At 73.9% G+C, this 24292-nt stretch carries 21 protein-coding genes; 13 read left to right on the forward strand and 8 right to left on the reverse strand.

All coding sequences use genetic code 11. The annotated features are described in order from the left end of the window. The coding region (locus MPTA5024_RS41905; protein ID WP_198166967.1) for a hypothetical protein at positions 1-1421 on the reverse strand (1421 nt) is incomplete at its 3' end. Positions 1422-1498: 77 nt separating this feature from the next. On the opposite strand from MPTA5024_RS41905, the gene MPTA5024_RS06270 reads away from it, so the two are divergent. The 9 genes from MPTA5024_RS06270 (at position 1499) to MPTA5024_RS06310 (ending at position 12687) form a co-directional block, all read left to right on the forward strand. Next, complete coding sequence (locus MPTA5024_RS06270) at positions 1499-2755, forward strand: S8/S53 family peptidase (protein WP_036320691.1); 1257 nt, start codon at positions 1499-1501, stop codon at positions 2753-2755. A gap of 6 nt (positions 2756-2761) precedes the next feature. Further along, the gene (locus tag MPTA5024_RS06275) at positions 2762-3322 is read left to right on the forward strand and encodes an RNA polymerase sigma factor (protein WP_036320694.1); all 561 of its coding nucleotides are present in this window, start codon (positions 2762-2764) and stop codon (positions 3320-3322) included. A gap of 27 nt (positions 3323-3349) precedes the next feature. Further along, a complete protein-coding gene (locus MPTA5024_RS06280; protein ID WP_036323402.1) occupies positions 3350-3832 on the forward strand; it encodes a hypothetical protein in 483 nt (160 codons plus the stop codon). A gap of 160 nt (positions 3833-3992) precedes the next feature. Next, on the forward strand, positions 3993-4769 hold the full coding sequence (locus MPTA5024_RS06285; RefSeq protein ID WP_157099306.1) for a hypothetical protein: 777 nt from the start codon (positions 3993-3995) through the stop codon (positions 4767-4769). A 2-nt stretch (positions 4770-4771) separates the two neighbouring features. Next, positions 4772-5440, forward strand: coding sequence for a hypothetical protein (locus tag MPTA5024_RS06290; protein ID WP_036320702.1), 669 nt, complete (start codon positions 4772-4774; stop codon positions 5438-5440). A gap of 5 nt (positions 5441-5445) precedes the next feature. After that, entirely contained in the window at positions 5446-6702 is a 1257-nt protein-coding gene (locus tag MPTA5024_RS06295; RefSeq protein ID WP_198166968.1) for a hemopexin repeat-containing protein, read from the forward strand. 31 nt (positions 6703-6733) lie between these two features. Beyond that, on the forward strand, positions 6734-8821 hold the full coding sequence (locus tag MPTA5024_RS06300; protein WP_157099307.1) for a hypothetical protein: 2088 nt from the start codon (positions 6734-6736) through the stop codon (positions 8819-8821). 5 nt (positions 8822-8826) lie between these two features. Beyond that, the gene (locus MPTA5024_RS06305; protein ID WP_036320709.1) at positions 8827-11241 is read left to right on the forward strand and encodes a hypothetical protein; all 2415 of its coding nucleotides are present in this window, start codon (positions 8827-8829) and stop codon (positions 11239-11241) included. Positions 11242-11466: 225 nt separating this feature from the next. Then, positions 11467-12687 carry a permease gene (locus MPTA5024_RS06310; RefSeq protein ID WP_084369449.1) on the forward strand — a complete coding sequence of 407 codons (1221 nt, stop codon included), beginning with the start codon at positions 11467-11469 and terminating at the stop codon, positions 12685-12687. Positions 12688-12828: 141 nt separating this feature from the next. Here the strand turns inward: MPTA5024_RS06310 and MPTA5024_RS06315 are convergent, their stop codons facing one another. From MPTA5024_RS06315 to MPTA5024_RS44170, 3 genes are all read right to left on the reverse strand, one after another. After that, the gene (locus tag MPTA5024_RS06315) at positions 12829-13302 is read right to left on the reverse strand and encodes a hypothetical protein (RefSeq protein ID WP_051457760.1); all 474 of its coding nucleotides are present in this window, start codon (positions 13300-13302) and stop codon (positions 12829-12831) included. 113 nt (positions 13303-13415) lie between these two features. Continuing rightward, entirely contained in the window at positions 13416-14579 is a 1164-nt protein-coding gene (locus MPTA5024_RS06320; RefSeq protein WP_232326239.1) for a molybdopterin-dependent oxidoreductase, read from the reverse strand. Then, positions 14576-14698: a hypothetical protein gene (locus MPTA5024_RS44170; RefSeq protein ID WP_269750549.1), complete on the reverse strand. Its 123-nt coding sequence runs from the start codon at positions 14696-14698 to the stop codon at positions 14576-14578. The genes MPTA5024_RS06320 and MPTA5024_RS44170 overlap by 4 nt, the downstream gene beginning before the upstream one ends. Positions 14699-15229: 531 nt before the next feature. Between MPTA5024_RS44170 and MPTA5024_RS40635 the strand changes: the two genes are divergently transcribed. Continuing rightward, entirely contained in the window at positions 15230-16660 is a 1431-nt protein-coding gene (locus MPTA5024_RS40635; protein WP_051457761.1) for a hypothetical protein, read from the forward strand. A 182-nt stretch (positions 16661-16842) separates the two neighbouring features. On the opposite strand, the gene MPTA5024_RS06330 is transcribed toward MPTA5024_RS40635, so the two are convergent. Further along, positions 16843-18324 carry a hypothetical protein gene (locus tag MPTA5024_RS06330; RefSeq protein ID WP_051457762.1) on the reverse strand — a complete coding sequence of 494 codons (1482 nt, stop codon included), beginning with the start codon at positions 18322-18324 and terminating at the stop codon, positions 16843-16845. 134 nt (positions 18325-18458) lie between these two features. Further along, positions 18459-18941, reverse strand: coding sequence for a DUF2269 family protein (locus MPTA5024_RS06335; protein WP_198166969.1), 483 nt, complete (start codon positions 18939-18941; stop codon positions 18459-18461). A 96-nt stretch (positions 18942-19037) separates the two neighbouring features. Here MPTA5024_RS06335 and MPTA5024_RS06340 point away from each other — a divergent pair, with 96 nt between their 5' ends. After that, positions 19038-19565, forward strand: coding sequence for a YbhB/YbcL family Raf kinase inhibitor-like protein (locus MPTA5024_RS06340; RefSeq protein WP_036320713.1), 528 nt, complete (start codon positions 19038-19040; stop codon positions 19563-19565). A 61-nt stretch (positions 19566-19626) separates the two neighbouring features. Here MPTA5024_RS06340 and MPTA5024_RS06345 read toward each other — a convergent pair whose 3' ends face one another. Then, the gene (locus MPTA5024_RS06345) at positions 19627-20043 is read right to left on the reverse strand and encodes a hypothetical protein (protein WP_036320715.1); all 417 of its coding nucleotides are present in this window, start codon (positions 20041-20043) and stop codon (positions 19627-19629) included. 144 nt (positions 20044-20187) lie between these two features. On the opposite strand from MPTA5024_RS06345, the gene MPTA5024_RS06350 reads away from it, so the two are divergent. After that, positions 20188-22275: a sensor histidine kinase gene (locus tag MPTA5024_RS06350; protein WP_055725760.1), complete on the forward strand. Its 2088-nt coding sequence runs from the start codon at positions 20188-20190 to the stop codon at positions 22273-22275. Then, on the forward strand, positions 22272-22910 hold the full coding sequence (locus MPTA5024_RS06355; RefSeq protein ID WP_198166970.1) for a response regulator: 639 nt from the start codon (positions 22272-22274) through the stop codon (positions 22908-22910). Before MPTA5024_RS06350 ends, MPTA5024_RS06355 begins: the two co-directional genes overlap by 4 nt. A 94-nt stretch (positions 22911-23004) precedes the next feature. Here MPTA5024_RS06355 and MPTA5024_RS06360 read toward each other — a convergent pair whose 3' ends face one another. After that, positions 23005-24210, reverse strand: coding sequence for an FAD-dependent monooxygenase (locus MPTA5024_RS06360; protein ID WP_036320721.1), 1206 nt, complete (start codon positions 24208-24210; stop codon positions 23005-23007). Positions 24211-24292: the final 82 nt, after the last annotated feature.

Raw genomic sequence — 24292 nt, forward strand, 5'->3', positions numbered from 1 at the left:
CGGGACCGGGACGCCGCCGCGGCCCGGCTCAGGTAGCCGGCGGCCACGCCCGCCGTCCGGGCGCGCCGCTCGGCGGTCGGCTCGGCGCCCGCCCGCGCGTCGCCAACTGCTCCGGAAAGGTCGGCCGCTCCCTCACCCGGCCGGACGTGGTCCTCGGCGCTTAGCTGGTGGGGCACTTCCTCACCCCGCCGGACGCGGCCCTCGGCGGTCACCTGGGCGGCCACGATCGCGGCGTCCAGCGCCGCCGCCGGCCATCCCGCCGCGTCCAGGGTCGCGACCATGACGTCGATGACCGCCGCCGGGAGGCGCGACCGGCGGCCGGCGGCGCGCTGGGCGGACAGGACGGACAGCCGGGCCAGTTCCGTCCACTCCCGCCGCCCCTGGGCGCGGAAGCGGCGCAGCGCCGCCCGGGCGTGGCCCAGCGCTGCGGACGGGTCGCCTGAAAGGATCTCGGCCTGCGCGAGCAGCACCTGCACCTCGGGCACCTTGAGCGAGCGGCGCTCGCGGCGGTAGGCGTCCACCGCGCGGGCGGCGGCCGCCTTCGCCTCGGCGGCGAGCCCCACCGACAGCAGCAGCTCGGCCCGGTCCTGGTGCAGCGTGCCCAGCTGCGCGCCGTGCGCGCCGATGATGCGCTCGGCCCGGTCGAGGTGGCGCAGCGCGGCCGGGACGTCGCCCCGCAGCGTCTCCATGAGACCGAGGTTGTTGGCGATCAGGCCGATCGTCAGCGGGCGGCCGAGCTCGCGCGCCAGCGTCTCCGCCTCCAGCAGGTCGCGTTCGGCCGCCGCGAAGGCGTGCCGGTCGGAGTGCACGAGGGCCCGGTTGATCAGCATCCTTTGCACGCCGAGCCGGTCGGCGTGGTGGCGCAGCACCTGCAGCGCCAGCTCGAACTCGGCCAGCGACTCGTCGAGGCGGCCGATCACGTGCAGCACGATCGCGCGCTGCGCGCGGGCGCGGGCGGCCGCCACGCCCGTCAGATCCGGCAGGGCGGCGTCGATCTCGCGCAGCGCCGCCTGCGGCCTGCCCCGCTGCAGAACCGCGAACGCGAGCTTGTACCGCGCCTCGCCGGCCAGGTCGGCACGACCGGCCCGCACACCCCAGGCGGCGGCGCGGCTCAGGTGCCTGATGGCGTTGTCGAGCTCGCCCACGTGCAGGAGCGCGTGCCCCCAGGCGCGTTCGGCCGTGGACGCCGCCACGGCGTGGCCCGCGCGGGCCGCGCGCCGGGCTGCCTTCTCAGCCGTCGGGAGGCCCGAGACGGGGTCGCGGTCGACCGCGGCCAGCGCCGCCTCGGCCTCGGCCAGCGGCTCGTCCGCCGGGTCCGCCGGGCCGTCGCCGTCGCCGTTGTCGCGAACGGCGAAGGCGCGTGCTGGAGCGTTCCCGTGAGCCCTTGCGCCCGGCGGCGTTTCCTGCGTTGGATGTATCACGGCCAGGCCCTCGTGGTTCCGTCTGAGGAAGTTCGCGTTCCGGACGAGTCATGACCCCCGGGAAGGACACTATCCAGATGCCAGTCGACGCGGGCACCACATCGCACCAACCGGACCAACTCATCGTCGACCTCCTGCACCTGGAGGTCGTCGAGCGCATGCTGAACGACTTCGGCGTCGTGCACGCCGCCCTCGCCGCCGACGACCGCGACGAACTCCTCGGGCTGGCCCGCCTGCGCGACCTCAGGGACGCCGACGACGACCCCGTCGAGGTCGGCGAGCTCCTCGCCCTGCTGCGGGAGAAGGCGGCCGCCGACCGCGGCGGCTGGGTCCCGACGATCGGCAAGAACCGGGTGGTGGACGCGGTCATCGGCGACGGCCACAAACCCATGTCCCTGCCGGACGGCGCCGTCCTCGCGACCGGCCACAAGCCCATGCATCTGGTGAGCGGCGGGTTCTCCACCCTCGGGCACAAGCCCATGTCGCTGGGCGAGTTCGACGTGCTGGGGCACAAGCCGATGAGCGGCGGGCAGCCCGAGCCGGTCGGCGCCGCCGACGTGCCGACGTCCCCCGCCGGGCACGAGGACGCCGGGCGCGGCGTGCGGGTCGGCGTCGTCGACACCCCTCTCGCGTCCTCTGGACCGGGCACGGCGGAGCACCCGCTTCCGTACCGCTCGGGCCACTCGGCGTTCGTGCGGAGCCTCATCCAGCGGGAGGCGCCGGCCGCGGAGGTCTCCGTCGAGGGAGTCCTCGACCCCGGCACGGGCCGGGCCGACTCATGGGACACGGCCCGGGCCTTGCTGCGGCTCGCGGCCGCCTTCCAGCCGGACATCCTCAACCTCTCCCTCGGCTGCTTCACGCTGTCCGGGGGGCCTCCGCTGGTCATCGCCCGCGCGATCGAGCGGCTCGCCTCGCGCGTGCTGGTCGTGGCCGCAGCGGGCAACCACGGCGCGCTCCCCCACCTCAGCTCCGGACGCAGCCGGCGCTCGGCCTGCTGGCCCGCCGCCGTCCCGCCCGTCGTCGCGGTCGGCGCGTACGGCACGGTGGACGGGCGCCCGGTCATGCCCGGCTGGAGCCCGGACCTCCCGTGGGTGGCGTGCCTGGCGCCCGGGGAGGGGGTCGTGGGCGCGTACCTCACCGGAGAGGTCGACATCGACGGCGACCAGCAGACCTTCCAGGGCTTCGCCCGCTGGAGCGGCACCTCCTTCTCGGCCGCGCTCGTCAGCGGCGCGGTCGCCGCCCGCACGGTGCCGGGCTCCGTGACGCCCCGGCAGGCGCTGGACAAGCTCCTGGCCGAGGCCGCCGAGGTCCGGCCGTACCCGCTGGAGGGCTGACGGGCCATGCGCGACGATCCGGTCGTCGTCGACCTCGTGCTCCGGGCGCGCGAGGGCGACGCCACAGCGTGGGACGCCATCGTCGAGCGGTACGCGCCGCTCGTCTGGGGGGTGTGCGGCCGGTACGGCGTGACCGGCAGCGACGCGGACGACGTCGCCGGCGGCGTCTGGCTGCGGCTCGTGGAGCGCCTCGACACGCTGCACGAGCCGGCCGCCCTTCCCGGCTGGCTCGTCCGCACCACCCAGCGCCAGTGCCTGCAGTTGCTGCGCGCCCGGAAGCGGCAGGTGCCGGTGGACGACCCCGAGCCGGGCCCCCGCGGGGAGGACGACGGCGTGGACGGCGAGATACTGGTGGCGGAGCGGCGGCACGCCCTGCGCACGGCCTTCGCCGAACTGCCGGCCCGGTGCCGGGAGCTGCTGGGCATGCTGTTCGCCGAGCCGCCGGCCTCCTACGCCGAGATCAGCGCCGCGCTCGGCGTGCCGGTGGGGGCGATCGGCCCCACCCGCGGGCGCTGCCTGGATCGGCTGCGCAGGAGCCGGACCCTGGCCGCTCTCCAACTGGCCTAGGCGGTCGACGTGGACGGGAGCGACGGCGTGACGGACGTACCGAGCTGGTGGGACGACGACGACCGGCTGCTCGAGGAGCTGGGGCACGCGGTGCGCGAGGCCCGGGTGCCCGACTCCTTCGTGCGCGCCGGGAAGGCGGCTTTCGCCTGGCGGACCGTCGACGCCGAGCTGGCCGAGCTGCAGCTCGACTCCCTGCTCTCGGCGCGGGAACCGGCGGGCCTGCGCGACGAGCCGCGGCCGGACGGCTCGGGGCCGCGGGTGCTGAGCTTCGCCGCCGGTGAGCTGTCCGTCGAGGCCGAGATCCATCCCGACGCGGTGCGCGGGCAGCTGGTGCCCGCGCAGCCCGGCGCGGTCCTCGTGCGGGACGACGACGGCCCCGTCCGGGAGGTCCCGGTCGACGAGGTCGGCTGGTTCGTGATCGAGCCGGTCCCGGCCCGGCGCTTCCGGCTGCACGTCCGCACGTCCGCCGGGGCCGCCGTCATCACCGGCTGGATCGACCCCCGGCCGTAGACGACCGCACCGGCCCGCCGGATCGGCCCCCGACGTGGACGACCGTAGCCCGCCGGAAAACTCGTGAAGATTCGCTGTATCACCGGTCCGCCCCGCGCCATCCGTCGTGCGACAGACCACCGCGTCAGCGGTGACGTACCGCACCGGAAGGACCAGGATCGTGAGCGATCCCGCACGCGCCATGAGCAAGGAAGACGCCTACGCCGAGCTGCTCGACCTGCAGTCGAGCGACGTGATCCGGCTGGAGGGGGAGGGCAGCCCGGACGGGGTGAGCCTGGACGGCTGGGACGGCGAGCAGGCCCAGGACGGCAACGTCGCCGGAGTCGTCGTCCGCTACCTGGCGTCGGGCACGGTGAAGTTCGGGCAGCCCAGCCACCCGGCGGCGCCCGACCGGCTGGACCCCCGCAACGCGCTCGCCCTGGTGCGGCTGTGCCAGTGGCTGAAGGACACCTACAACGTCGTCGAGCTGTACCACCTCGGCATCTCCGGCGGCGGCGTCGACAACCAGGGCCGCCCGCGCACCGACTGCCACGGCCAGGGCCGCGCCGTCGACTTCGTCGGCGTCAAGGCGGTCGCCGAGGACGGCGAGGAGTGGACCCTCACCGTCAACGACGACTGGGGGACCGTGTCGACCGCCGCGACCCCCGGCGGGAACTGGCCGCCCGGGACCGGGTCCGACACGTCCTACCGGCTCGACGACGAGGACGCCGACCCGTTCACGCGCGACTTCTGGCGTGCCGTGTACGAGTTCGTCGCCTCCGAGTGGCAGGACCGCACCGACGGCCCCGACGGGCTGGACACGCCCACGTCCATCGGCGAGCGCAGCTTCATCATGCACCCCGACCACCCGGCCACCGCCCCGGGGACGCCGCACGGCCGCGAGGCCCACAAGAACCACATCCACATGCAGATCGGCGTGACCGGAACGGCGGCCTGAGCATGCGCAACCTCACCTTCTGCGACATCCGGCTGCACCCCTCGACGGTGGACTCCGTCTTCGAGGAGACCATGACCGGCGACGTCATGCCGGGCGCGGGCGACCTGCCGCACCCGCCCGGCACGCTGTTCGTGCGCAGCCTGTACCGCGAGGCCGGCTACGGGTTCCCGCCGGCGTACCGCTGCATCGTCAACTCGATTCTGGTCAGCGACACCGGGTTCTTCGGCATGCGCCACCGGATCGCCCGGCTCGGCGCCGACACCAAGGAGCCGCGCTTCCGGCTCGTGGCCGGCGCGGTGCCGGACGACGAGGCGGCGCTGGACGTCCTGCGGATGCGGGACGGCCACTCGCTGGTGATGGCCGCCGTCCACCTCCCGCTGCGGATGATCCAGGAGACCTTCGAGAAGGAGCTGGCGGCCGCGCTCGAGGAGGAGATCGCCGTGCCGTCCCGGTTCAGCGCGCTGACCGGCGCGATCTGGACCCGCGACGACGAGGCCGTCCCCGGCCGGGTCGAGTACCTCGTCGCCGCGACGGGCGACTTCGCCGAGCTGCGGCTGCGGCCCCGGACCCTCGAGCGGATCGAGGCGGCCGGCGGCAGGCTGGTCGAGTCGCGCGGGTTCCGCCACGTCGGCACGGTGTCGGGCGACCCCGCTCCCCAGGCCGGGGGGTGACGGCCGTGGACAAGCTCTGCGGGTTCGTCGCCCCGTCCGGGGCGAAGGCCTACTTCTTCACCGGCGAGCGTTACATCCGGTACGACGTCGAGGCCGACGGCGCCGACGACGGATACCCGCTGGCGATCGCCGACCAGTGGCCCGGCCTGTTCGAGGCGGACATCGACGCCGCCCTGCCGTGGAGCGACGGCTCGGTCTTCTTCTTCCGGGGCGACCAGTGCCTGTCGTACGACGTGGAGAACGGGACCGTGCTGGACGGCCCGCGGCCGATCGCCGAGATGTGGCCCGGGCTGTTCGAGTCCGGCATCGACGCCGCCATCCTGTGGGGCAGCGGCAACGCCTACTTCTTCTCCGGGGAGCAGTACCAGGAGTTCGACGGCGCCACCGGCCAGATCGACCCGGAGGCCAAGTCGATCGCCGACGACTGGCCTGGAACGTTCCAGCCGATCGAGACGGCACTGTGGTGGCCGAGCGGCAACCCGTACATCTTCTCGGGGAACGAGTACGCGAGGCTCGACCCGGACGACGGCTCCGTGGCCGAGGACTTCCCCCGGCCCATCGAGGACTGGCCGGGGCTGCCGATCGGGCCGCTGGCCGAGGACGTCCCCGAGCCCGTCACACCCGACGGGCCGACCGGTTCCGCCCGGTCGGTCAGGGACTTCTTCCCCGAGTTCAGCGCCCCGATGGAGGGCCGGCTCCCCTACCTGTACCAGGACGTCAAGGGCCTGGTCACCACGGGCGTCGGCAACCTCGTCGACTCCCCCGAGGAGGCGGCCGCCCTGCCGTTCGTCCACAAGGACACCGGGACGCCCGCCACCCGCGCCGAGATCGTGGCCGAGTGGCACCGGATCAAGGACGCGCCCGACCTCGCGAAGAAGGGGCACCTGGCGGCGAAGGCGATCCACACCCTGGAGCTGCCCGACGCCGCGATCGACGATCTCGTCCGCAAGCGGTTCGACCTCAACGAGGCCCGGCTGTCGGCCTTCTTCCCCGGGTGGGCGGACTGGCCCGCCGACGCCCGGCTCGGGGCGCACAGCATCGCCTGGACGGGCTCGTTCTTCCCCACCCGCTGGCCGGGCTTCAACGCCGCCGCGAACGCGGGCCGGTGGGAGGACGCGGCCGCCCAGTCCCACCTGCGGGAGGACGGCAACCCCGGCCTCGCCCCGCGGAACCGGGCCAACCTCCGGCTGTTCCGCAACGCGGCCGCCGTGGTCGCACGCGGCCTCGACCGGTCTCTCATCTACTACCCCGCCGCCCTGTGAGCGGCCTCCCCACACACGTCAGGAGCCAGCGATGGTGAATCCAGCAGGACCGATCATGGCCGGCGGTTTCGAGACCGTCACCCTCAACGACGCCGGCGTCGAGTACGCCCTCGTCTTCCTTCCCGACAAGCACAACGACGAGCTCCAGGCCCAGGGGTCCAACCCCGTCTTCTACTGGCTGCCGGAGCGGATGCGCCTGGCGCGCAAGCCGAACGGCGATCTCAGGCTCAGCTTCCTGCATTTCATGGGCGTCCAGGACGGCGAGACGAACATCGGCGTGCTCCCCGGCCAGACCCGGGAGACCTCGGGCGGGGTGCTCAGCTTCGCGATGACCGGCGCGCCGCCCGACGGCGTCCTGCAGGCCGCGCACAAGCAGATCCTGGAACGGATGCAGCAGGGCAGCCGGGACCGGTTCTGGCAGGTCAAGCCGGGCATGGCCGACCGGTCCACGATCGCGGACATCCGGCCGATCCCGATCAGGAGCTCCACGCTGCGCCTGATGATCACCGACCAGGACGGCACGCAGGGCGGCAACGCGGGCGACCCGTTCTTCGTCACCGCCCAGGGCGCCGGACCGGGCAGCCTGATCCCCACCGCCGAGCACCCGTTCGTCGTCAACCTCGGCACGTTCGCGGCGGCGCAGGTGGAGCAGGGTCTGCTGAGCACCGAGGTGCCCATCGAGGTGACGGCCGACCTCACGCTGCCGCTGTGGGCGCCGATCACACGGCTGCACATGACCGCCAACTGGGAGCGGGTGTTCAGCCACTTCACGGCCCAGGCCAGCGCCAGCTACTGGTGGAGCTCGGCCGACCTCAAGGCCACCTGGAACACGCTGCGCATGAACGGCGACATCAAGGTCGAGCTGGAGATGGACCGTACCATTCCCGGCGCGGACAACAAGGAGGCGATGGTCACCAAGTACATCGACATGCTCGTGGCGATGTGGCTGGACCAGGCGAAGCAGGTGATCTTCCAGCCGATGCCGGAGGTCCAGGACCCGGCCCCGCCCAAGCCCGGCGGGCTGCTCAACATCTTCGGCTGGGGCTTCAACGCGGGGTTCAACCTCAACTTCCGGCACGACCGGGTGGAGATCGCCAACTCCTTCACGTTCGAGGTCGACGAGATGTACGCGCAGCCGAGCACGATGGGCGGCAACGTGGACGGCGTGGCCGACCTGCTGGCCGCCCACCCGGAGCTCAAGAGCCGCTACATGCGCACGCTGTACCTGGACAACTGGGAGCGCAAGATCACCACGGTCTGCCGGCCCGTCATCAAGTGGCCCGACCCGGCCCACAACGTGAGCGGCGACCCAGTGAAGTTCGCCAGCGTCCAGATCGGCTACCCCAGCGTGAACGGCGAGATCGCGTGGTCCGCCCACGACTTCCTGCCGCCGCCGCGCCCCCAGGACGTCGACGCGACGACCGACGTGCACGGCGAGGGCGCCCCCGTCGGCGAGACCACCCCGCTCGCCCCCGCCTCCTCGCCGACCCTGGTCTACGCCAGCGGCGCGACCAGCGAGGTCTTCTTCGCCCGGCAGACGCAGAAGAAGGCGGAGGAGGTCACCGGCGCGCCGGAGGGATGGCGTCCGGACAAGGTGTTCGTCCGGCGCACCATCCAGTTCGACGAGTCGCCGTCCGCCCTCGACGACCGGTTCTCCCGGATCATCGTCGAGGCCAACGAGGTCGACCTCGACCCGGGACCGTTCGGCACGCTCACCGACAGCCTCGACGTGGCCGTGCGCGCCGACAACGCCGGCGCGCTGGTGCTCGCCCCCATCTCGATCAACCGGGACCTGACGGCGAGCAACCAGATCGTCGAGGTGCAGGTGCAGCCCAAGGGCGAGGGCCCCGACGGCGGCGAGCGCCCGATCTCGACGTTCACCTTCACCATGGCCGACACCGGGCAGGACTACAAGGAACGCCGGTTCGCCCTCTACACCGGGCAGCCGGGACGGCCGCCGGCGTACCGGTACCGCGTGCGTGTGATCATCAAGGGCACGCTGTTCGAGGACGGGGACGAGTGGATCGGGCCCTGGACCGACGGCGAGGGCAGCGGCGACCTGGCCGTCCGGGTGCCGAAGAAGACCGCCCCCGGCGTCACCGTCGTGAGCCAGGACTGACCGGGATGAACACGCCAGGAGTCCCGGCCGACGAGCCGGGCCCCCGCGTCGGGTCTGCCGACCGGAGCGAGCCCCTGCTGCCCGACTCGCAGCTGGGCTCGCCCTGGTGGGCGCCCGCGCCGGAGCTCGTGCCCGCCACCGAGGGCACGTTCCGGTTCCTGTTCCGCGTCACCGGTCACGACGACGAGGGATCGCCCGTGCTCAGCGCGACGGTCACCACCGTGCTGCGCTTCCCCCCGCCGCCCGCGGGCGCCCAGACCGTCCCCTGGACGGATGTGGGCGTGCGGCTGCGCATCCCGTTCGTGGACGCCGACACCGGCCGGCCGACCTCCACGGAGCTGCCGGTCGACGTGGACGTCCGCGACGGCGTCGTCCACTGCCGGGCCGAGATCAGCGGAGCCGTGGCCCGGGCCGCGTACGGCGCGCTGAGCACGCCGGGCTTCCAGCCGGACGACGGGGCGGGGCTGGTGGTCAGCACCAGCTTCGTCGGCGTGCAGGAGACGCTCGCCGCGTGGGCCACCTCCCTGGTGAACCACGACAGGCTGGACCGTACGGACCCGGGCCGTCTGGAGGTCGTGCCCATCCGGGCGTGGCCGTTCGAGGAGCCGCCCCGCGTGGAGCACCCGATCCCCGAGGAGCATCCGAACTGGGCGGATGTGGTGACCACCGAGGTCCGCGTCCCCGGTGAGCTCACGACGGCCGGGCAAGGCGCCGTCCGGCTGACCCGGGTGTCGACGCCGTTCACGGAGTCGGCCCTCACGGAGTCGTCTCTTGCCGAGTCGGCCCTCACCGGGTCCGCTCTCAGGGAGTCGGCCCTCAGGGAGTCGTCTCTCCCGGAGTCGGCCCTCACCGGGTCCGCTCTCGCGGAGTCGTCTCTCACGGAGTCGGCGCTGACGGAAACGTCCGCGGCGGCGCGGGCCGCGGTGGAGGCGTCGCTCGCGGACGCGGCGGTGGCGGGGCCGGCCTTCTTCGCGGCGTCGCCGGCCGAGGCGCGGGTGGATGACGTGGCGACCCCGCTGACCCTCGCCCGGGTGCCGCTCCCCCTGCCGCGCGCAGGCGGGCGCCTGGTGCTCCGCGACGACCTCCGCGGACGGCGCGGCGACATCCTCACCGGGGTCAGGAGATCGGGCGGGCTCGCCACGGACCCTCCCTCGTTCACCATGGACATGGGCGTGTCCGTGACCCGCTCGCACCGCCTGCCGCTGCTGGTGCCGTGCCGGGACAACCCCGGCCTGTACCGGCAGGACGTAGGAGGCCCGGAGCCCGTGATCGTCGGCTGCCAGGACGCCTTCCAGCTCGGCCGCGTCCCGGCCCGCCGGTTCGCGCCGGCTCCGCGCCTGGACCGCGACCACCGGTACTCGGTGTGGGAGTCGCTCCAGCAGCCGGCCACGTACCTCGTCGTGCCGGCGCACTACCGCGTGGCCCGCGACGTCGCCGGACGCCCTCAGCTGGAGTGGCTGCAGGTGTTCGACGCCACCGTGGACGCGGGCCTGCCGTGCCGGCTGCAGGCCCGGTGCGTGCCCGACCTGTCGGCGGCCGAGCTCGCCGAGCTGGAGTCGCTGCTGCGCGCGGACGCCGGCGGGCGCGACGTCCGCGTGCTGCTCCCGACGTCCCCCTCGGTGGGGTCGACCGGGGTGTCGGTGCGGTCGAGCACATTGGAGGGCGGCCCGCGCGCCGTCCTGGACGACGACGCGATCCGTCTGGCGCTGCACGTGGACTACGACGACGCCGTCGTGGCGGTCACCCAGTTGCGCGGCGGCGACGCGGTCTCGCAGGTCGTCTTCGACACCGGCGACTCCTCCACGTCGATCGCGACCACCGTCCACCTGGACGTGGACGAGCTGGCCGGCCCGTACCCGGGCGGGCCGGTACGGGTCACCGCGACCGGGCTGCGCAACGACGCCGACACGGCGGCGACGGTGACGGCCCTCTGGGTGCGGCAGGCGATCGGGGGGTGGGAGCGCGTCGCGCTCGACCCGCCGGCGCGCGTGCCCGCCCACGGGGACGTCACGCTGCCCGCCGCCGTCCGGGACGGCGCCGTCGTGCCGCAGGCGGTGCTCGACCCCGCGGACCCCGCCCAGCTGGTCGTCCGCAACGTCTACCTGGAGAACCTGCACACAGCCGTCCTGATCCGGCGGGACGTGGACCTGCACGCCGCCGGCGTCGCCCGGGTGGGGCTGGTCTTCGCGGTGTCCGGCATCGAGGTCGCGCGGGCCGTCCTCCCCGCGGACGCGCCCACGCTGGAGGTCACTCTGGTGCAGCCGCTGGTCGCCGACCGTTCGACGTTCGACCGGAAGGTCGCCGTGTCCGTCACGCTCACGCGGGACGACGGCACCGTCCGGCCGGCGGCGTCCGGCCCGGTGGTCGTGGACCTCGCGGGCGGCGCGATCGTCCGGCTGTCGCGGCTCATGGGGGGGTGACGCGGCGACCGGCGCACGAGCCCTGGTCATGCGGCCAGGGCTCATCCGCGTCCGGCGGCCCGCGTTCCCGTGACCGCGGGCGGGATCGGAACGGCCGAATCGGGGAAGGCCGAGAGGGGCGCCGGGCACGCCTCGCCGGGCACACCACGGGGCGACCGGCGGCCCCGTCGGTGCGGCGTTGGACGGGCGTCCGCCGAGAGGCCGCGCTACCGGGGGAGTTACGGGATGGGTCAGGTGGGAAAGGCGCTGACGATCGCCGCGACGATGGGCTGGACGATCCTGTGGGCGCTGATCCTGGGGTTCGCCCTGTCGGCGGTCGTGCAGGCCGTGGTGCGCCGCCAGGCGGTGACCGCCGTCCTGGGCGACGACTCGCCCAGGGCCCTGGCCGCCGCGACCGGCCTCGGCATGGCCTCTTCGTCCTGCTCGTACGCCGCCGTCGCCCTGGCCAGGTCGCTGTTCCGGAAGGGCGCGAGCTTCACCGCGGCCATGGCCTTCGAGATCGCCTCCACCAACCTGGTCCTCGAGCTCGGCATCCTGCTGGCCCTGCTGATGGGCTGGCGGTTCACCGCGGCCGAGTTCGCCGGCGGGCCCATCATGATCGTGCTCATCGCCGTGCTGTTCCGGCTGTTCCTGCGCCGCCGCCTCGTCGAGGAGGCTCGCGAACAGGCGGATAAGGGCGTCTCCGGATCGATGGAGGGGCACGCCGCCATGGACATGTCCGTGACCGGCCCCGGCTCGTTCTGGCGGCGGCTGACCTCGGCCAGGGGGTTCACGGCCGTCTCGCACATCTTCGTCATGGAGTGGGCCGCCATCTGGCGCGACATCGTGGCCGGGCTCCTCATCACCGGCGCCCTGGCCGCCTGGGTCCCCTCGAGTTTCTGGCAGGGCTTCTTCCTGACCGGACACCCGGTGCTGGCGGCGCTGTGGGGACCGCTGGTCGGGCCGCTCGTCGCCATCGTGAGCTTCGTGTGCTCGGTCGGCAACGTCCCCCTGGCGGCCGTGCTGTGGAACGGCGGGATCAGCTTCGGCGGCGTCGTCGCGTTCATCTTCGCCGACCTGATCATCCTGCCGATCCTGAACATCTACCGGAAGTACTACGGCTGGAGGACGGCCGCCTTCGTCTTCGGCGCCTTCTACCTCACCATGGCCGCGGCCGGCTACCTCGTCGAGCTTCTGTTCTGGGCGCTGCGACTGACTCCGCACGAGCGGTCGGCCCGCGTCGTCGAGGCGCACATCACCTGGGACTACACGACCTGGCTCAACCTGGCCTTCCTCGCCCTGGCCGCGGTCCTCGCCGTCCGCTTCGCCGCCACCGGCGGGCTGCCCATGCTGGCGATGATGGGCGGCACGCCCGACGGCGCCCCCGACGGCACACCGGTCGGCCGCGACCACCCCGACCACCCCGACCACCCCGACCACCACGGCGACGACGGCCGTAGGCGGTGAGATCCGGCCCGGGTGGAGCCGGATGCCGGCGGAGCCCCTCCCCTCAGCCCGGGCAGAGGGGGTTCGGAGCGAGCAGGACCGTGGTCACCCACGAGGACGACCGCTTCGACGACCCCCATGTTCTCGTGGCCGCGGACGGTGTCACCTCCCTCTCGGAGGACGTCCGCCGCCCCTGTCCGCTCCCGGCCGGGGCGACCGGCCACCTCGATTTCCCCGGCGGCCGTCGCGCAGCGCGGCCACGGCCGCGGCGGACGCGACCACGCCCAGGACGAGGAGCAGGTCGCGCCCGTAGTTCAGCGGCAGCAGCGACGGGTTGTCGGCCCGCCTGCCGATGCCCAGCGCCATCGGCAACGCCACCAGCGCGAGCACGCCGCCCACGGCGAGCGCGGCCCTCAGCCAGAACCGGTACGGCTCGCGCACCCTTCCGGCGAGCACGCCCGCCGTCACCACCAGTGGCGCCACGATCCCGTCGTGCGCGGCGATCAGCCCCCCGAACCACAGGGCCCACCCGAACGGATGCGTGTGGCGGGCGTCGGCGGCGAGGCCGGACAGCCCGGTGACCACGAGTGCAGCGCCCGCGCCGTACCCGGCCAGGCGCCACGGCCGGGCGGCCACCTCCCGAGGTTGAGCGGCCCTCTGCCGTGAAGGAGCGGCCCCTTCCCGGGAGGGAGCATCCCCTTCCCGGGAGGGAGCGGCCCCGGCCGGATCCCGTCCCGCACCCGTCCCGGTCACGACACCACCACCCTCGTCACCCACTTCGTCTGGAGCACCCCGGGCCGATCCGGGGCGATGAGCCGGACCGGGAAGCCGTGGTCGGCGGCGAGCGGTGAGCCGTTCACCCGCAGGGCCAGCAGCGTGAGCGGGTCGTGCCAGTGCGGCGGCCGGACCTCGCTGGACCGGTAGGCCCCGCCCCGTTCCAGCGACTCGACCGTGACCACGGCGTCCGCGGCCGCGCCGGCCCGGGCGAGCAGTTCGCTCAGGCGCACACCGGTCCACTCGGCCTCGGCGCTCCACCCCTCCACACAGGAGATCGGCAGCCTCACGGTGTGCTGCGGCAGCCGTACCAGGTCGGCGTAGGTCAGGGACAGCTCGGCGCGGACCGCGCCGGTCACCGTCAGCCGGTAGCCGGGGTCGCCGATGAGCGCGGCCACCCCGGCAGCGGCCGCGCTCTTATTGACCGGGAGGCCCTGCGGGCCGATGCGCGGGTCGCGCGGGGCGAGCAGGGCCAGCCGGGCGAGCGGCGCGTAGGTCTCCCCCACCGTGAACAGCACGGTGAGCCCCGAGGCGGCGGCCACCGTGCCGAGGAACCGCCGCCTGCCCGTGGCCTCGGGGTCCACCTCGTCCCGCGTCCGCAGCGCCGCGCGGACCTTCGCCCACTCGTTGACCACGTGGATCAGCAGCGCGCCGTAGACGAGGTACGCCGTCCAGTAGTGGGCGACGGTGAAGGAGAAGGGCCACAGATAGGCGTAGGAGATGTTGAGCAGCCCGGTGAAGAGCTGGAACAGCGCCCCGCCGACGAGGACGAGCACGAGCGCGCGCTCGACCGCGTGGGACGCCGACCGGAACGGCGGCCACTGGAACAGCCGGGGGTACACGGTCCAGAGCTTGGCGAGCAGCAGTGGGATCGTCGCCAGCCCGCCGATGACGTGCAGGCCCTGCGTGACCCGGTACAGGTTGACCGGCCGGGACGGCCAGAGCAGCCACGACGGGGGATGCTGCATGAAATGGCTGATCAGGCCGGTGACGAAGGCGACCGTGAACATGCCTCCGAGCCACAGGCCGAGCCGGGCGGCGACGCGCTCGGAGTGCAGCCCGCTGCGGAAACGCCCGCCGACGCCCCGCACCACCGCCTCCGCGCGGTCGTTCAGGCCTCTCAGGTCCGGGCGGGTCACCGGTGTCCCGCCTCGTGTCCGTGCCCTGTGGACAGGAGGCCGCGGCGGTCCTCGACCGGGCTCACTGCGCTGAGCGGGAGGAGGTCCGCCGGGATGTCCAGGTCGCAACGCTCGATCACGTCGCGACGCTATACCGGGCGTCGTTCACCGCTCCTTACGAAGGTGTGACGGCGTTCCCGCTGCTCAGAGGCGCCGATGAGGAGACGGGGCACGATCGGCGCCGCGGCCGGCGTGGTGACGTGGTGACGTCCTGGGTGCCGAACGCCGGATGATCGGCACCGTTCCGCACAAATGGGGGTTTTCGCATTAGCCGGACAATTATCCTTCTTTCCGTATTTTCAGCGGAATGCCAATAGGCGCGGAACGACGCGTCGAACAAAAAGTTGGCGATATCCCTCACGTACATTCCCCGGCCCGTCATACTGTCCACACGCCGAACTGTCAGCGAAATCTGACGACGGCGAATCGTCGGCGGAGGCGCAACCGGGAGGTACGTCTTGGCAGGTCTCCATGCGAACCGATCCACGTCCCGTTCTAGGAAATTCCGAGCACTAGGCCCAAATTCGGGGGCCCGGCATGCGTCGGGCGGAGTGACGTCCGCAGCGGAAGAACGCCGGGCCCTTCAGGGTGAATCCGAAAGGAACCGTCTGTTGACGAAGAGAGTTCTCGCCACGGGCTTCCTGGCCGTGGCCGCGCTGGCCGCGCCGATCGCCTGGCACATGCCCGCCACCAGCGCCGCGACGCCCGTGCCCCAGGCCATGCCCGGCGTGCACATCCGCGAGGTGGCGCTTCCGAAGGCTCCCCAGGGCCCGAGCGTCCTGGCGGCGCCGTCGCGGCACGGCCGTCCCATCGTGCTGCCGATCGACCCGCTCGGGGACGACCCTCACCAGATCTTCATCGGCGGCCGGATCTACCAGCTGCCGGGCTGCCAGTACGTCGTCAACGACGGCGTCTACATCGACCCCTCGTGCGGACCGCGCTACCGGACCCCGGTCTACGTCGTCAACGGCCGGGTCTTCCCGCTGCCGGGCGACTGGCGCCTCCAGCCCTTCAGCCCGGGGCTGCCGGGCCGGTGGTACGCCCTGGCCGACTACGACAGCGGCCAGCGGGTCCACGAGTACATCTGGGAAGGCCGCGTCTACATCCTCCCGAGCTGCCAGTGGGTGGTGAACGGCGGCATCTACATCTCGCCCACGTGCGAGCCCCAGTTCAGCACTCCGGTGTACCTGATCAACGGCCGCGCCTTCCCGCTGCCCGGCTCCTGGCGCCACCAGCCCGTCGGCCTGCCGGGCCGCTGGTTCGGCCTCGACGGGCGGCACTTCGGGCAGGGATGGGGCCGCAACTGGGGTGACCCGCGGCCGGGCCGGGACGACCACGGCGGCTGGAACAACGGCGGCCACGGCGGCTGGGACGGGCACGGCGATCGGGACGACCACCGGGGTCCCGGCCGTCCCGGTGACCACGACCACGACGGGCACGGCGGCTGGGACGGCCGCGGAGGCTGGGACGGCCGGGGCGGCTCCCGCGACCACGACGACCGGGGTGGCTGGGGCGGCAACGGCCGCGGCGACCACCGGGACCGCGGTGACCACGACGGTCCCGGCGGCTGGGGCGGCCACGGTCACCAGGGCGGCCCGGGCCAGGGCGGCAACGGCGGCGGCTGGGGCGGTCACGGCGGCTCCGGCAATCCCGGCAGCCCGGGCGGCTCCGGCGGTACAGGCGGCGGCGCCGGGGGCGCCGGGGGCACTGGCGGTGGAGCCGGCGGCGCGGGCGGTGCCGGAGGTACGGGCGGAGCCGGCGGCGGAGCCGGGGGCACCGGTGGCGGAGCCGGAGGTACGGGCGGCGCCGGTGGCGGAGCCGGGGGCACGGGCGGCCTGCCCGGCGGTTCCGGTGGTGCGGGCGGTTCCGGCGCTCCCGGCGGCGGCACCGGCAACCCGGGCGGCGGCGGCAGTGGCGGCTCCGGCGGCTGGGGCGGACAGGGCGGCGGCCAGGGCGGCTCTGGCGGCCACGGAGGCCAGGGCGGTTCCGGCGGCTGGGGAGGCGCGGGCGGCCCCACCGGCAGCCCCGGCGGCGGACACTGACGACGGCACGGAGTAACCGGCAACCCGGCCGGTGCCGACACCGGCCGGGGAGGGGCGGAGCCGCCGGGCAGGCCTGCTGCCTGCCGCTCACGCTGCGGCGGGACCGGCCCGGACGAGGACGGCGTGGCCGGAGCCGCCGGGCGGGCCCACCGGCCCGCTCCTCCCCTGCCGGTGCGCGGTCGTCAGCGACGCCAGACGACCGCCGTGGGGGTGGCGGCGTCGAGGGCGACGTCGCCGCTCCACGTGAGGAAGGACTGCTGCGGCCGGTAGTCCTGCCCGAGGAGGAACCCGCGCGTGATGCCGGTGACGTGGACGACGGCGCCGGTGTCCGTGCCGACCGCCACCCGGTTCGCGGTGATCTCGGCGATGTCGCCGGCCGTCGTGCCGGGCGGGAGCTCCACGGTGGTCGCGGCCGGGTCGTCGCGCTGGATCGACCACGTGGGATCGACGTGGTTCGACACGTAGACGGTGTCGCCGTTCTTCAGGCGGACGCCGAGCGAGACGCCGACCCACGACGACCCGTTGTTGGCCCGGTCGGTCGTCTTCGTGACCACGGCGTACAGGTAGTCGCGCTGGTCGCTCACCTCCGGCGTGGCCGGCGTCGTGGCCGAGGGCGCCTCGATCTTGCCCTCGCGGAGCATCTCCTTGGCCATGATCTGGTACGTCCAGGGGTTGGCGTCCATCACGGCCTCACGGGCCTGACCGGCCGGCCGGGTCTGCAGGGCCGACAGGAAGAACCGCATCGGGTCGTCCACCTTGTCGCACATGTTGTTGTTGCTCGTGCAGGTCTCCAGCAGCGCGTGGTCGCCCTCGTACGTCCCGGAGAAGTGCAACGTCTGGTGGTTGGCGGCCTGGTAGGTGTCGCTGCCGGGGACCCGCCGGCCGTGCTCGTCGACCTCGACGTCGTAGATCCACTCGATGTCGGTGGTGCGGCCCCAGCGCGCCATCAGGGCGGGGGTGTTGGTGCCGCCGTCCTCGTTGCTCCAGATGAGGGAGTACGTGAGCTTGGTGCGGCCCGGCGCCGAACCCGGCGCGGTCTCGTGCCAGGCGATGAGCGGGGTGTCGGTCGTGGCGTTCTGGTACGGGCTGCCGAGTTCGGCGAGGTTGCGGCCGTAGACGATCGGGGCGAAGCGAAGCGCGAGGTAGTCGGCGGTGCCCGGCCGGTACGTCGTCACCGTCACGTCGTCGAGCCGCACGGACCCGCTCCCGGACGCCGAACGCTCGGCGGCGAAGCGCAGGCGCAGCGTGTGGGGTCCCGCGCGGAGCTCGCCGAGGGCGAGCTGCCGGTGCAGCGGCTGGTCGCCGGACACGACGAGGTCGGTGGCGTAACGCTCGTCGACGTAGATCGACACGACGGCCGACTCGCCGCCCTTCGCGGCCCAGTCCGTTCCCGGGGCTGCGGCGTCGAGGTCGACGAGCGCCTCGCCGCCCCCCTTCACCACGACCGGCACCCGTACGTCGGGATGACCGCGGCGGACCTGGATGTCCCGGCCGTGGCCGGCCTGCTCCCCACCAGCCTGACCAGAGCCGGCCTGGCCGAACGTGGCCTGGGCGGTTGACGACGCGGCGAGCGCGGCCCCGGGGGCCGGCACCGTGGCCGCCAGAGCCGCCGTCGCCGTGGCGACGGCGGCCGCCGAGGCGGTGAGCAATCGGGTGATTCGCATGAGGGTGTCCTCCGTGTGTGACGCACCGCGGTCCTTTCGCGGCGATGCCACACCTACTGACCGCGTCTGACACGGCGGCCAACGTCGAGAAAGCACTCCCTGAAGATCGCGACAAGTCGCCCGTACTTCGTAGGTCAGGCCGGATCGGCCGCCGTCCTCGGCGGGCGCCTCCGGCCGCCCGGCTTGTAGACGGCCAGGACGGTCGCGACCAGGAGCAGGGACCCCTGCACGGCCATCAGCATGACGAGGGTGCGGTGGCTCTGCGTGAGATCCGCCGCCCCGGGCGCCTGTCTGAGGACGGGCCCGATGAACAGCGCCCCCGTCGCGATGATCGCGAGCTGGATGCAGAGCTTGAGCAGCACCCAGGGCCGCCGGAGTCCCCAGCCGCCGAGGATCGCGAGGACCAGGCCCGTCACGAGGGAGATCAGGCTGAGCGGCACACCCCCGGCGGACACCATCAGCGAGGTGAACCTGAACGCCGCCCTGCCGACGGGGAGCGAGCCCGACGCCGACGCCGCCATGTGCATCAGCGCGAGTCCCCAGACGTCTCCGATGACGGCAACTCCGGCGACGATGTGGACGACCGTGAGGGCGCGGCGGGTACGTGGAGACAGCATGGTGGCCATGCTCCCCGTCACGCCGGCGCCGTCCATCTGCCCCTGGTTGGCGGCCGGTGTACGCCCGATGACGTATGTCCCGCCTATCCTGGGCGAATGGAGATCGGCAGGATCGGGCTGGCGGGCGGCGTCCTGACGGCGGCCGTCCTTTCCGGCTGCTCGGCCGAGGGCGCCCCGTCCCCGTCGGCCCTCCAGGTGAGCAGCACCGCGTTCGCCGAGGGCGCCGCGATCCCCCGCACGTACGCGTGCGCCCGGCAGGGCGGCCGGGACGTGTCTCCGCCGCTCAGCTGGAGCGGCGTCCCTGGCTCCGCCCGGGAACTGGCGATCGTGGTGGACGACCCGGACGCCCCCGGCGGGACGTACATCCACTGGATCGTGACCGGCATCCCCACGTCGGCGACGAGCGCGGCCGAGGGCCGGGCCCCGGGCAGGGTCCTGCCGGGCAGCGACGGCACGGCGGCGTACGCGGGCCCCTGCCCGCCGCAGGGCACGCACCACTACCACTTCATCGTGTACGCCCTGCCCGGCCCCGTCACGCCGGAGGGCGACCCGGCGGCGGTGCACCGGCGGATCAGGGACGCGGCGATCGCCTCCGGCGAGACCGTCGGCACCTGGGCGGGCTGACCCGAAGCCACCGCGTGCGCCGTCGCCTGCGGATGCGCGCCCCCTCTGACCGGCCCGGGGGTCAGCGGCGCAGCAGCCGTACGAGATTGAGGCCGGCGAGGACGCCGACCGCCAGGTGCGCCGTGACGAGGGCGATCTGGAAGGCCCGCTGGCCGCCGGTGAGGTCCGCGGCGTAGCCGCCGTCGTAGAACCCGGACATGAAGGCGAGCACCCCGGCGACGGCGAGCAGGGCCGAGGCGGGGACGGCGACCCCGCGGTGGCGCCGGGTGGCGCCGACGACCAGGACGACCTGGGCGATCATCATCGGGATCGGCGCGGACAGCCGCGCCTGCGGCCCGAGCGCGTCGAGCAGGGTCGCGTTGAGCCCCGCGGACAGGCTGATGAGGGCGCCGGCGACGTCCATGGCGAGCAGCAGGGCGACGCCGGAGACGAGGACGGCGTCGAGCGAGCGGACGCGGGCGGCGACGGTTACGGACATGGTCTTCTCCCAGAAGGTGTGACGATCGGTTGTGGGTCCGAGCGTCGGCCGCGGGACCGCCGGGCGTCATGAGCCGCGGGTCCTCCACGCGACGGGACATCTCGTCCCGTGACGACGGGACGGGCGGATGACAGGATGCGCACCATGATGGACAGATCGGCCCGGCGCGCCGCCCCGGCGGCGGGCGTGCTGCTCGTCCTGGTCGCGGGGGCGCTCGCCGTCGAACCCAGGCTCGGGCGCCTCGGCGTCACCGGGATCGTGGAGCGGTTCGACGCGTTCCGCGCGGTCGCGGCGCTGTCGTTCGGCCTGCCCGGCCTGTTCGTGGTGTCCCAGCGACCGGGCAGCCGGGTCGGCTGGGTGATGGTGGTCGTCGGGGTGGCCCAGGGCCTCGGGCTGGCCCTCGGGACGTACGGCCTGCTCGGCATCAACAACGGCGCCGGCGGCGCCGGCGGTGGCGCGGGAGCCGGCCAGGGCATCGGCGGCGGCGCTGTCGTCGCGGGAGCCGGTGACGGTGTCGTCGCGGGAGTCGGCGGGGCCGGAGGACTGCCGGGCGACGACTGGGCGATGTGGGTGTCCAACTGGCTGTGGGTCCCCGCCTACCTCCTGGTGCCGACGTTCTTCCTGCTGCTCTTCCCGGACGGCCGGCTCCCCTCCCGCCGCTGGTGGCCCGCGCCGGCCGCGGCCCTCGCCGGCCTCGCGATCGGCACCCTCGACTGGATGCTGCGCCCGGTGACCTACGAGAACGTCCCCGGGCTCTTCCCCGCCGGCTACACGGGCGTGCTGGCCGGCCTCACCGGGGTGCCGGCGCCCCTCAGGACCGCCGGCACCGTCTGCACGATCGGCGCCGTGCTCGCGTCGGTCGCCTTGCTCGTCGCCCGCTACCGGTCGGCCGGCCCGGAGGTGCGCAGGCGGCTGCAGTGGGTGCTGGCCGCCGCGCTGGTCACGGTGAGCCTGCTCGGCGTCGCCCTGGTCGTCCCCTGGGGGCCGGTCATCGTGGCGCTCGCCGCGATCCCGCTGCCGGTGGCGGTCGCGGTGGCCGTCGTGGCGCACCGCCTGTGGAACCTCGACCTGCTGCTGTCCCGCGCGCTCGCGTTCGGCGCCGTCACCGTCGCCCTGCTGGCGGCGTACGCCCTGGTCGTGGCGGCGCTCGGGAACGCGGTCGGCTCCGGCGCGTCCGCCGTGGTCGTGGCGCTCGCGGTGCATCCCCTCTACTCGCGGGTCTCGTCGGCCGCCAACCGGCTCGTGTACGGCGACCGCGACGACCCGGCGCGGGCGCTGCGGCGGCTCGGCGTGCGGCTGTCGGACGCCGGGGCGCCGGGCGACCTGCTGGAGCGGATGGCGGCGGAGGTCGGCCGCATGCTGCGCATCCACTACGTGGCGGTCGAGGAGTCGGGCGCCGTCGTGGCCTCCTGGGGCACCGCCCGCCGCGCGGACGAGCCGGCGGAGAGCGTCCCGCTGCTGCACCAGGGCGAGCGGGTCGGCACGCTGGTGGTCGGGGAACGGCTGCGCCCGAAGGACAGGACGCTGCTGGCGGAGCTCGCGCCGCAACTGGCGGTGGCCGTGCGCGCCCACCGGCTCGGGGCCGACCTCGAGCGGTCGCACGGGCGGCTGCTGGCGGCCCGGCAGGAGGAGCGCGACCGGCTGCTGTACGAGCTCCACGACGGCCTCGGCCCCACCCTGGCGGCCCTCGCCCTGCAGGTCGACCGCGGCCGGCGCCTGGTCGACACCGACCCGGACGGCGCGAAGCAGGTGATGGGCGAGCTGTCCGGCCGGATCCGCGGCACGGTCGAGAACGTCCGGGCGATCGTCAACGACCTGCGTCCCCCGCCCCTCGACGACCTCGGGCTCGCGGGCGCGCTGACCGAGCTCGGCAGGGGTTTCGCCGGCGACCTCGCCGTCGAGGTCGAGGCGCCGCCGGACCTGCCCGCCCTCCCTCCGCCCGTCGAGCTCGCCGCCTACCGGATCGCGGCCGAGGCCATGACCAACGCCGTACGGCACGCCATGGCCTCCCGGTGCACGGTCAGCCTGCGGACCGGCGACGCCCCCGAGCCGTGCGTCCTGGAGCTGAGGGTCGACGACGACGGCGTCGGCGTCGGCTCCCCCTCACGGCACGGGTTCGGCCTCGCCTCCATGCGGCGGCGCTCGGAGGAGCTCAACGGCAGCTTCGAACTGCTCGACGACGCCGGGACGGGCACGCACCTCGTCGTACGGCTTCCGCTGGCGGTCCCGTGATCCGGGTCCTGGTGGTCGAGGACCACCCCGTGTTCGCCGAGGGGCTTGTGGCCCTGTTCCGCGACCTGCCCGAGGTGGAGGTCGCCGGGGTCGCGAGCACCGGCGAGGACGCCGTCGAGCTCGCCGGTCAGGTCGCCCCGGACGTCGTCCTCATGGACCTCCACCTGCCCGGCATCAGCGGGATCGAGGCGACGTCCCGCATCACCGCGCGGCACCCGGGGGTGGCCGTGCTGGCGTTGACCATGCTGTCCGACGACGAGACGATCCTCGCCGCCGTACGGGCGGGGGCGCGGGGCTACCTGCTCAAGGAGGCGACGCCGGCGGACATCGTGCGCTCGCTGGAGGCCGTGGCGTCCGGCCAGGTGGTGTTCGGGCCGGCGACGGGGAGCCGGGTGCTGGCCGCCCTGTCCGCGCCGGCCGTGCGGCCGCGGCCCCTGCCCGAGCTGACCGACCGCGAGGTGGAGGTGCTCGACCTGCTGGCCGCCGGTCTCACCAACCACGCCATCGCGCAGCGGCTGTTCCTGAGCGAGAAGACCGTACGCAACCACGTGTCGAACATCTTCGCCAAGCTGGGCGTGTCCGATCGCGCCGCGGCGGTCGCGCGGGCCAGGGACGCCGGCCTCGGCGGGCGGTAGGCCCGCGCGGACCTGACCGCGCGGACCTGACCGCACGGACCTGACCGCAGACCCAACTGCGCGGACCTGACGGCGCGGACCTGACGGCGCGGTGCTACCGAAGCGCGGGGAGGTCGTAGTCGGGCAGGGCGATGTTCCCGGCCTTGGCGAACTGCGCGGCCAGCATGTTCCGCATCGGCCAGCGGGTCATGGCGCGCATCGAGACGGCCCGCATCCGGATCGCGAGCGCGGACGACGGCGCGAAGCCGCCCACTCCTCCGGGCGGCAGGGTCTGCGCCTCACTCACGTAGGGACGCATGATGCGGTCGTAGTTCCGCAGGGCCGCCCGGTCGTCGCCGCAGGTGCCGAGCTCGCCCGCCAGCACGTACGCGCCGACCAGCGCCAGGCTGGTGCCCAGTCCGGTCAGCGGGGTCGCGCAGTAGCCGGCGTCGCCGAGCAGCACCACCCGGCCCCGCGACCAGTGGTCGAGGCGCACCTGACCCATCGGCTCGAAGAAGAAGTCGGACGCGTCGGCCATCGCCCGTACGAGCCGGGGGACCTCCCATCCGGCGCCCGCGAAGCGGCGGGCGACGATGTCCTTCTGTGCGGCCACGTCACGGCGGTCGTACGCGATCGGACCGGACCTGAAGCTCAGGCCGGCCTTGACCTCGCCCGGCAGGCGGCCGGGCCGCGCCAGGGCGACGAGACCGCCCGGCGCGTTGTACATCTGGGCCCATCCGCCGAGGTCCATCTCCTCCATGACGGTGAACCACGTGGTGTAGAGGCCGAGCGGGCGGACGAGGTCCGACTCCGGGCCGAAGGCCAGCGCGCGCACGACGGAGTGCAGCCCGTCCGCGCCGACGACCAGCCCGAACCGGCGCGGGGCGGACTTCTCGAAGGTGACGCTCACGCCGTCGTCGTCCTGGTCGAGGCGTGTGATCGTGTCGTCGAACAGGTACTCGGTGTCCGGCAGGGAGGCCTCGTAGAAGAGCCGGGCCAGGTCCCCGCGCAGGATCTCGATCTCGGAGACGATCCCCTCTCCGCCGAAGCTGTCGGCCGGCAGCCGGGCCTTGAACCGGCCGGCCCGGTCGACCATGGCCATCCCCCGTTCGTGGACGGTGACCGCCCTCGCGCGGTCCAGCAGTCCCATCCGGTCGACCACGGTCCGGCCCGCGCCGCGCAGGTCGACGGTCTGACCTCCCGGCCGGGGAGCGGGCGCCCGCTCGACGATCGTCACGGCGAAGCCGGCCGCGCGTAGCCAGTACGCCAGCACGGGTCCGGCGATCCCGCCGCCGGAGATGAGCACGTCGGTGTTTCCCATGAGATGCAATGTACAGCGTACGCACACCTTCTGAGAAGGGAGATCTCCGCTAACATCGGAGTTGGCGAGACGAGAGCACTAG

This window comes from Microbispora sp. ATCC PTA-5024 (assembly GCF_000511135.2).
Taxonomy (GTDB): domain Bacteria; phylum Actinomycetota; class Actinomycetes; order Streptosporangiales; family Streptosporangiaceae; genus Microbispora; species Microbispora corallina.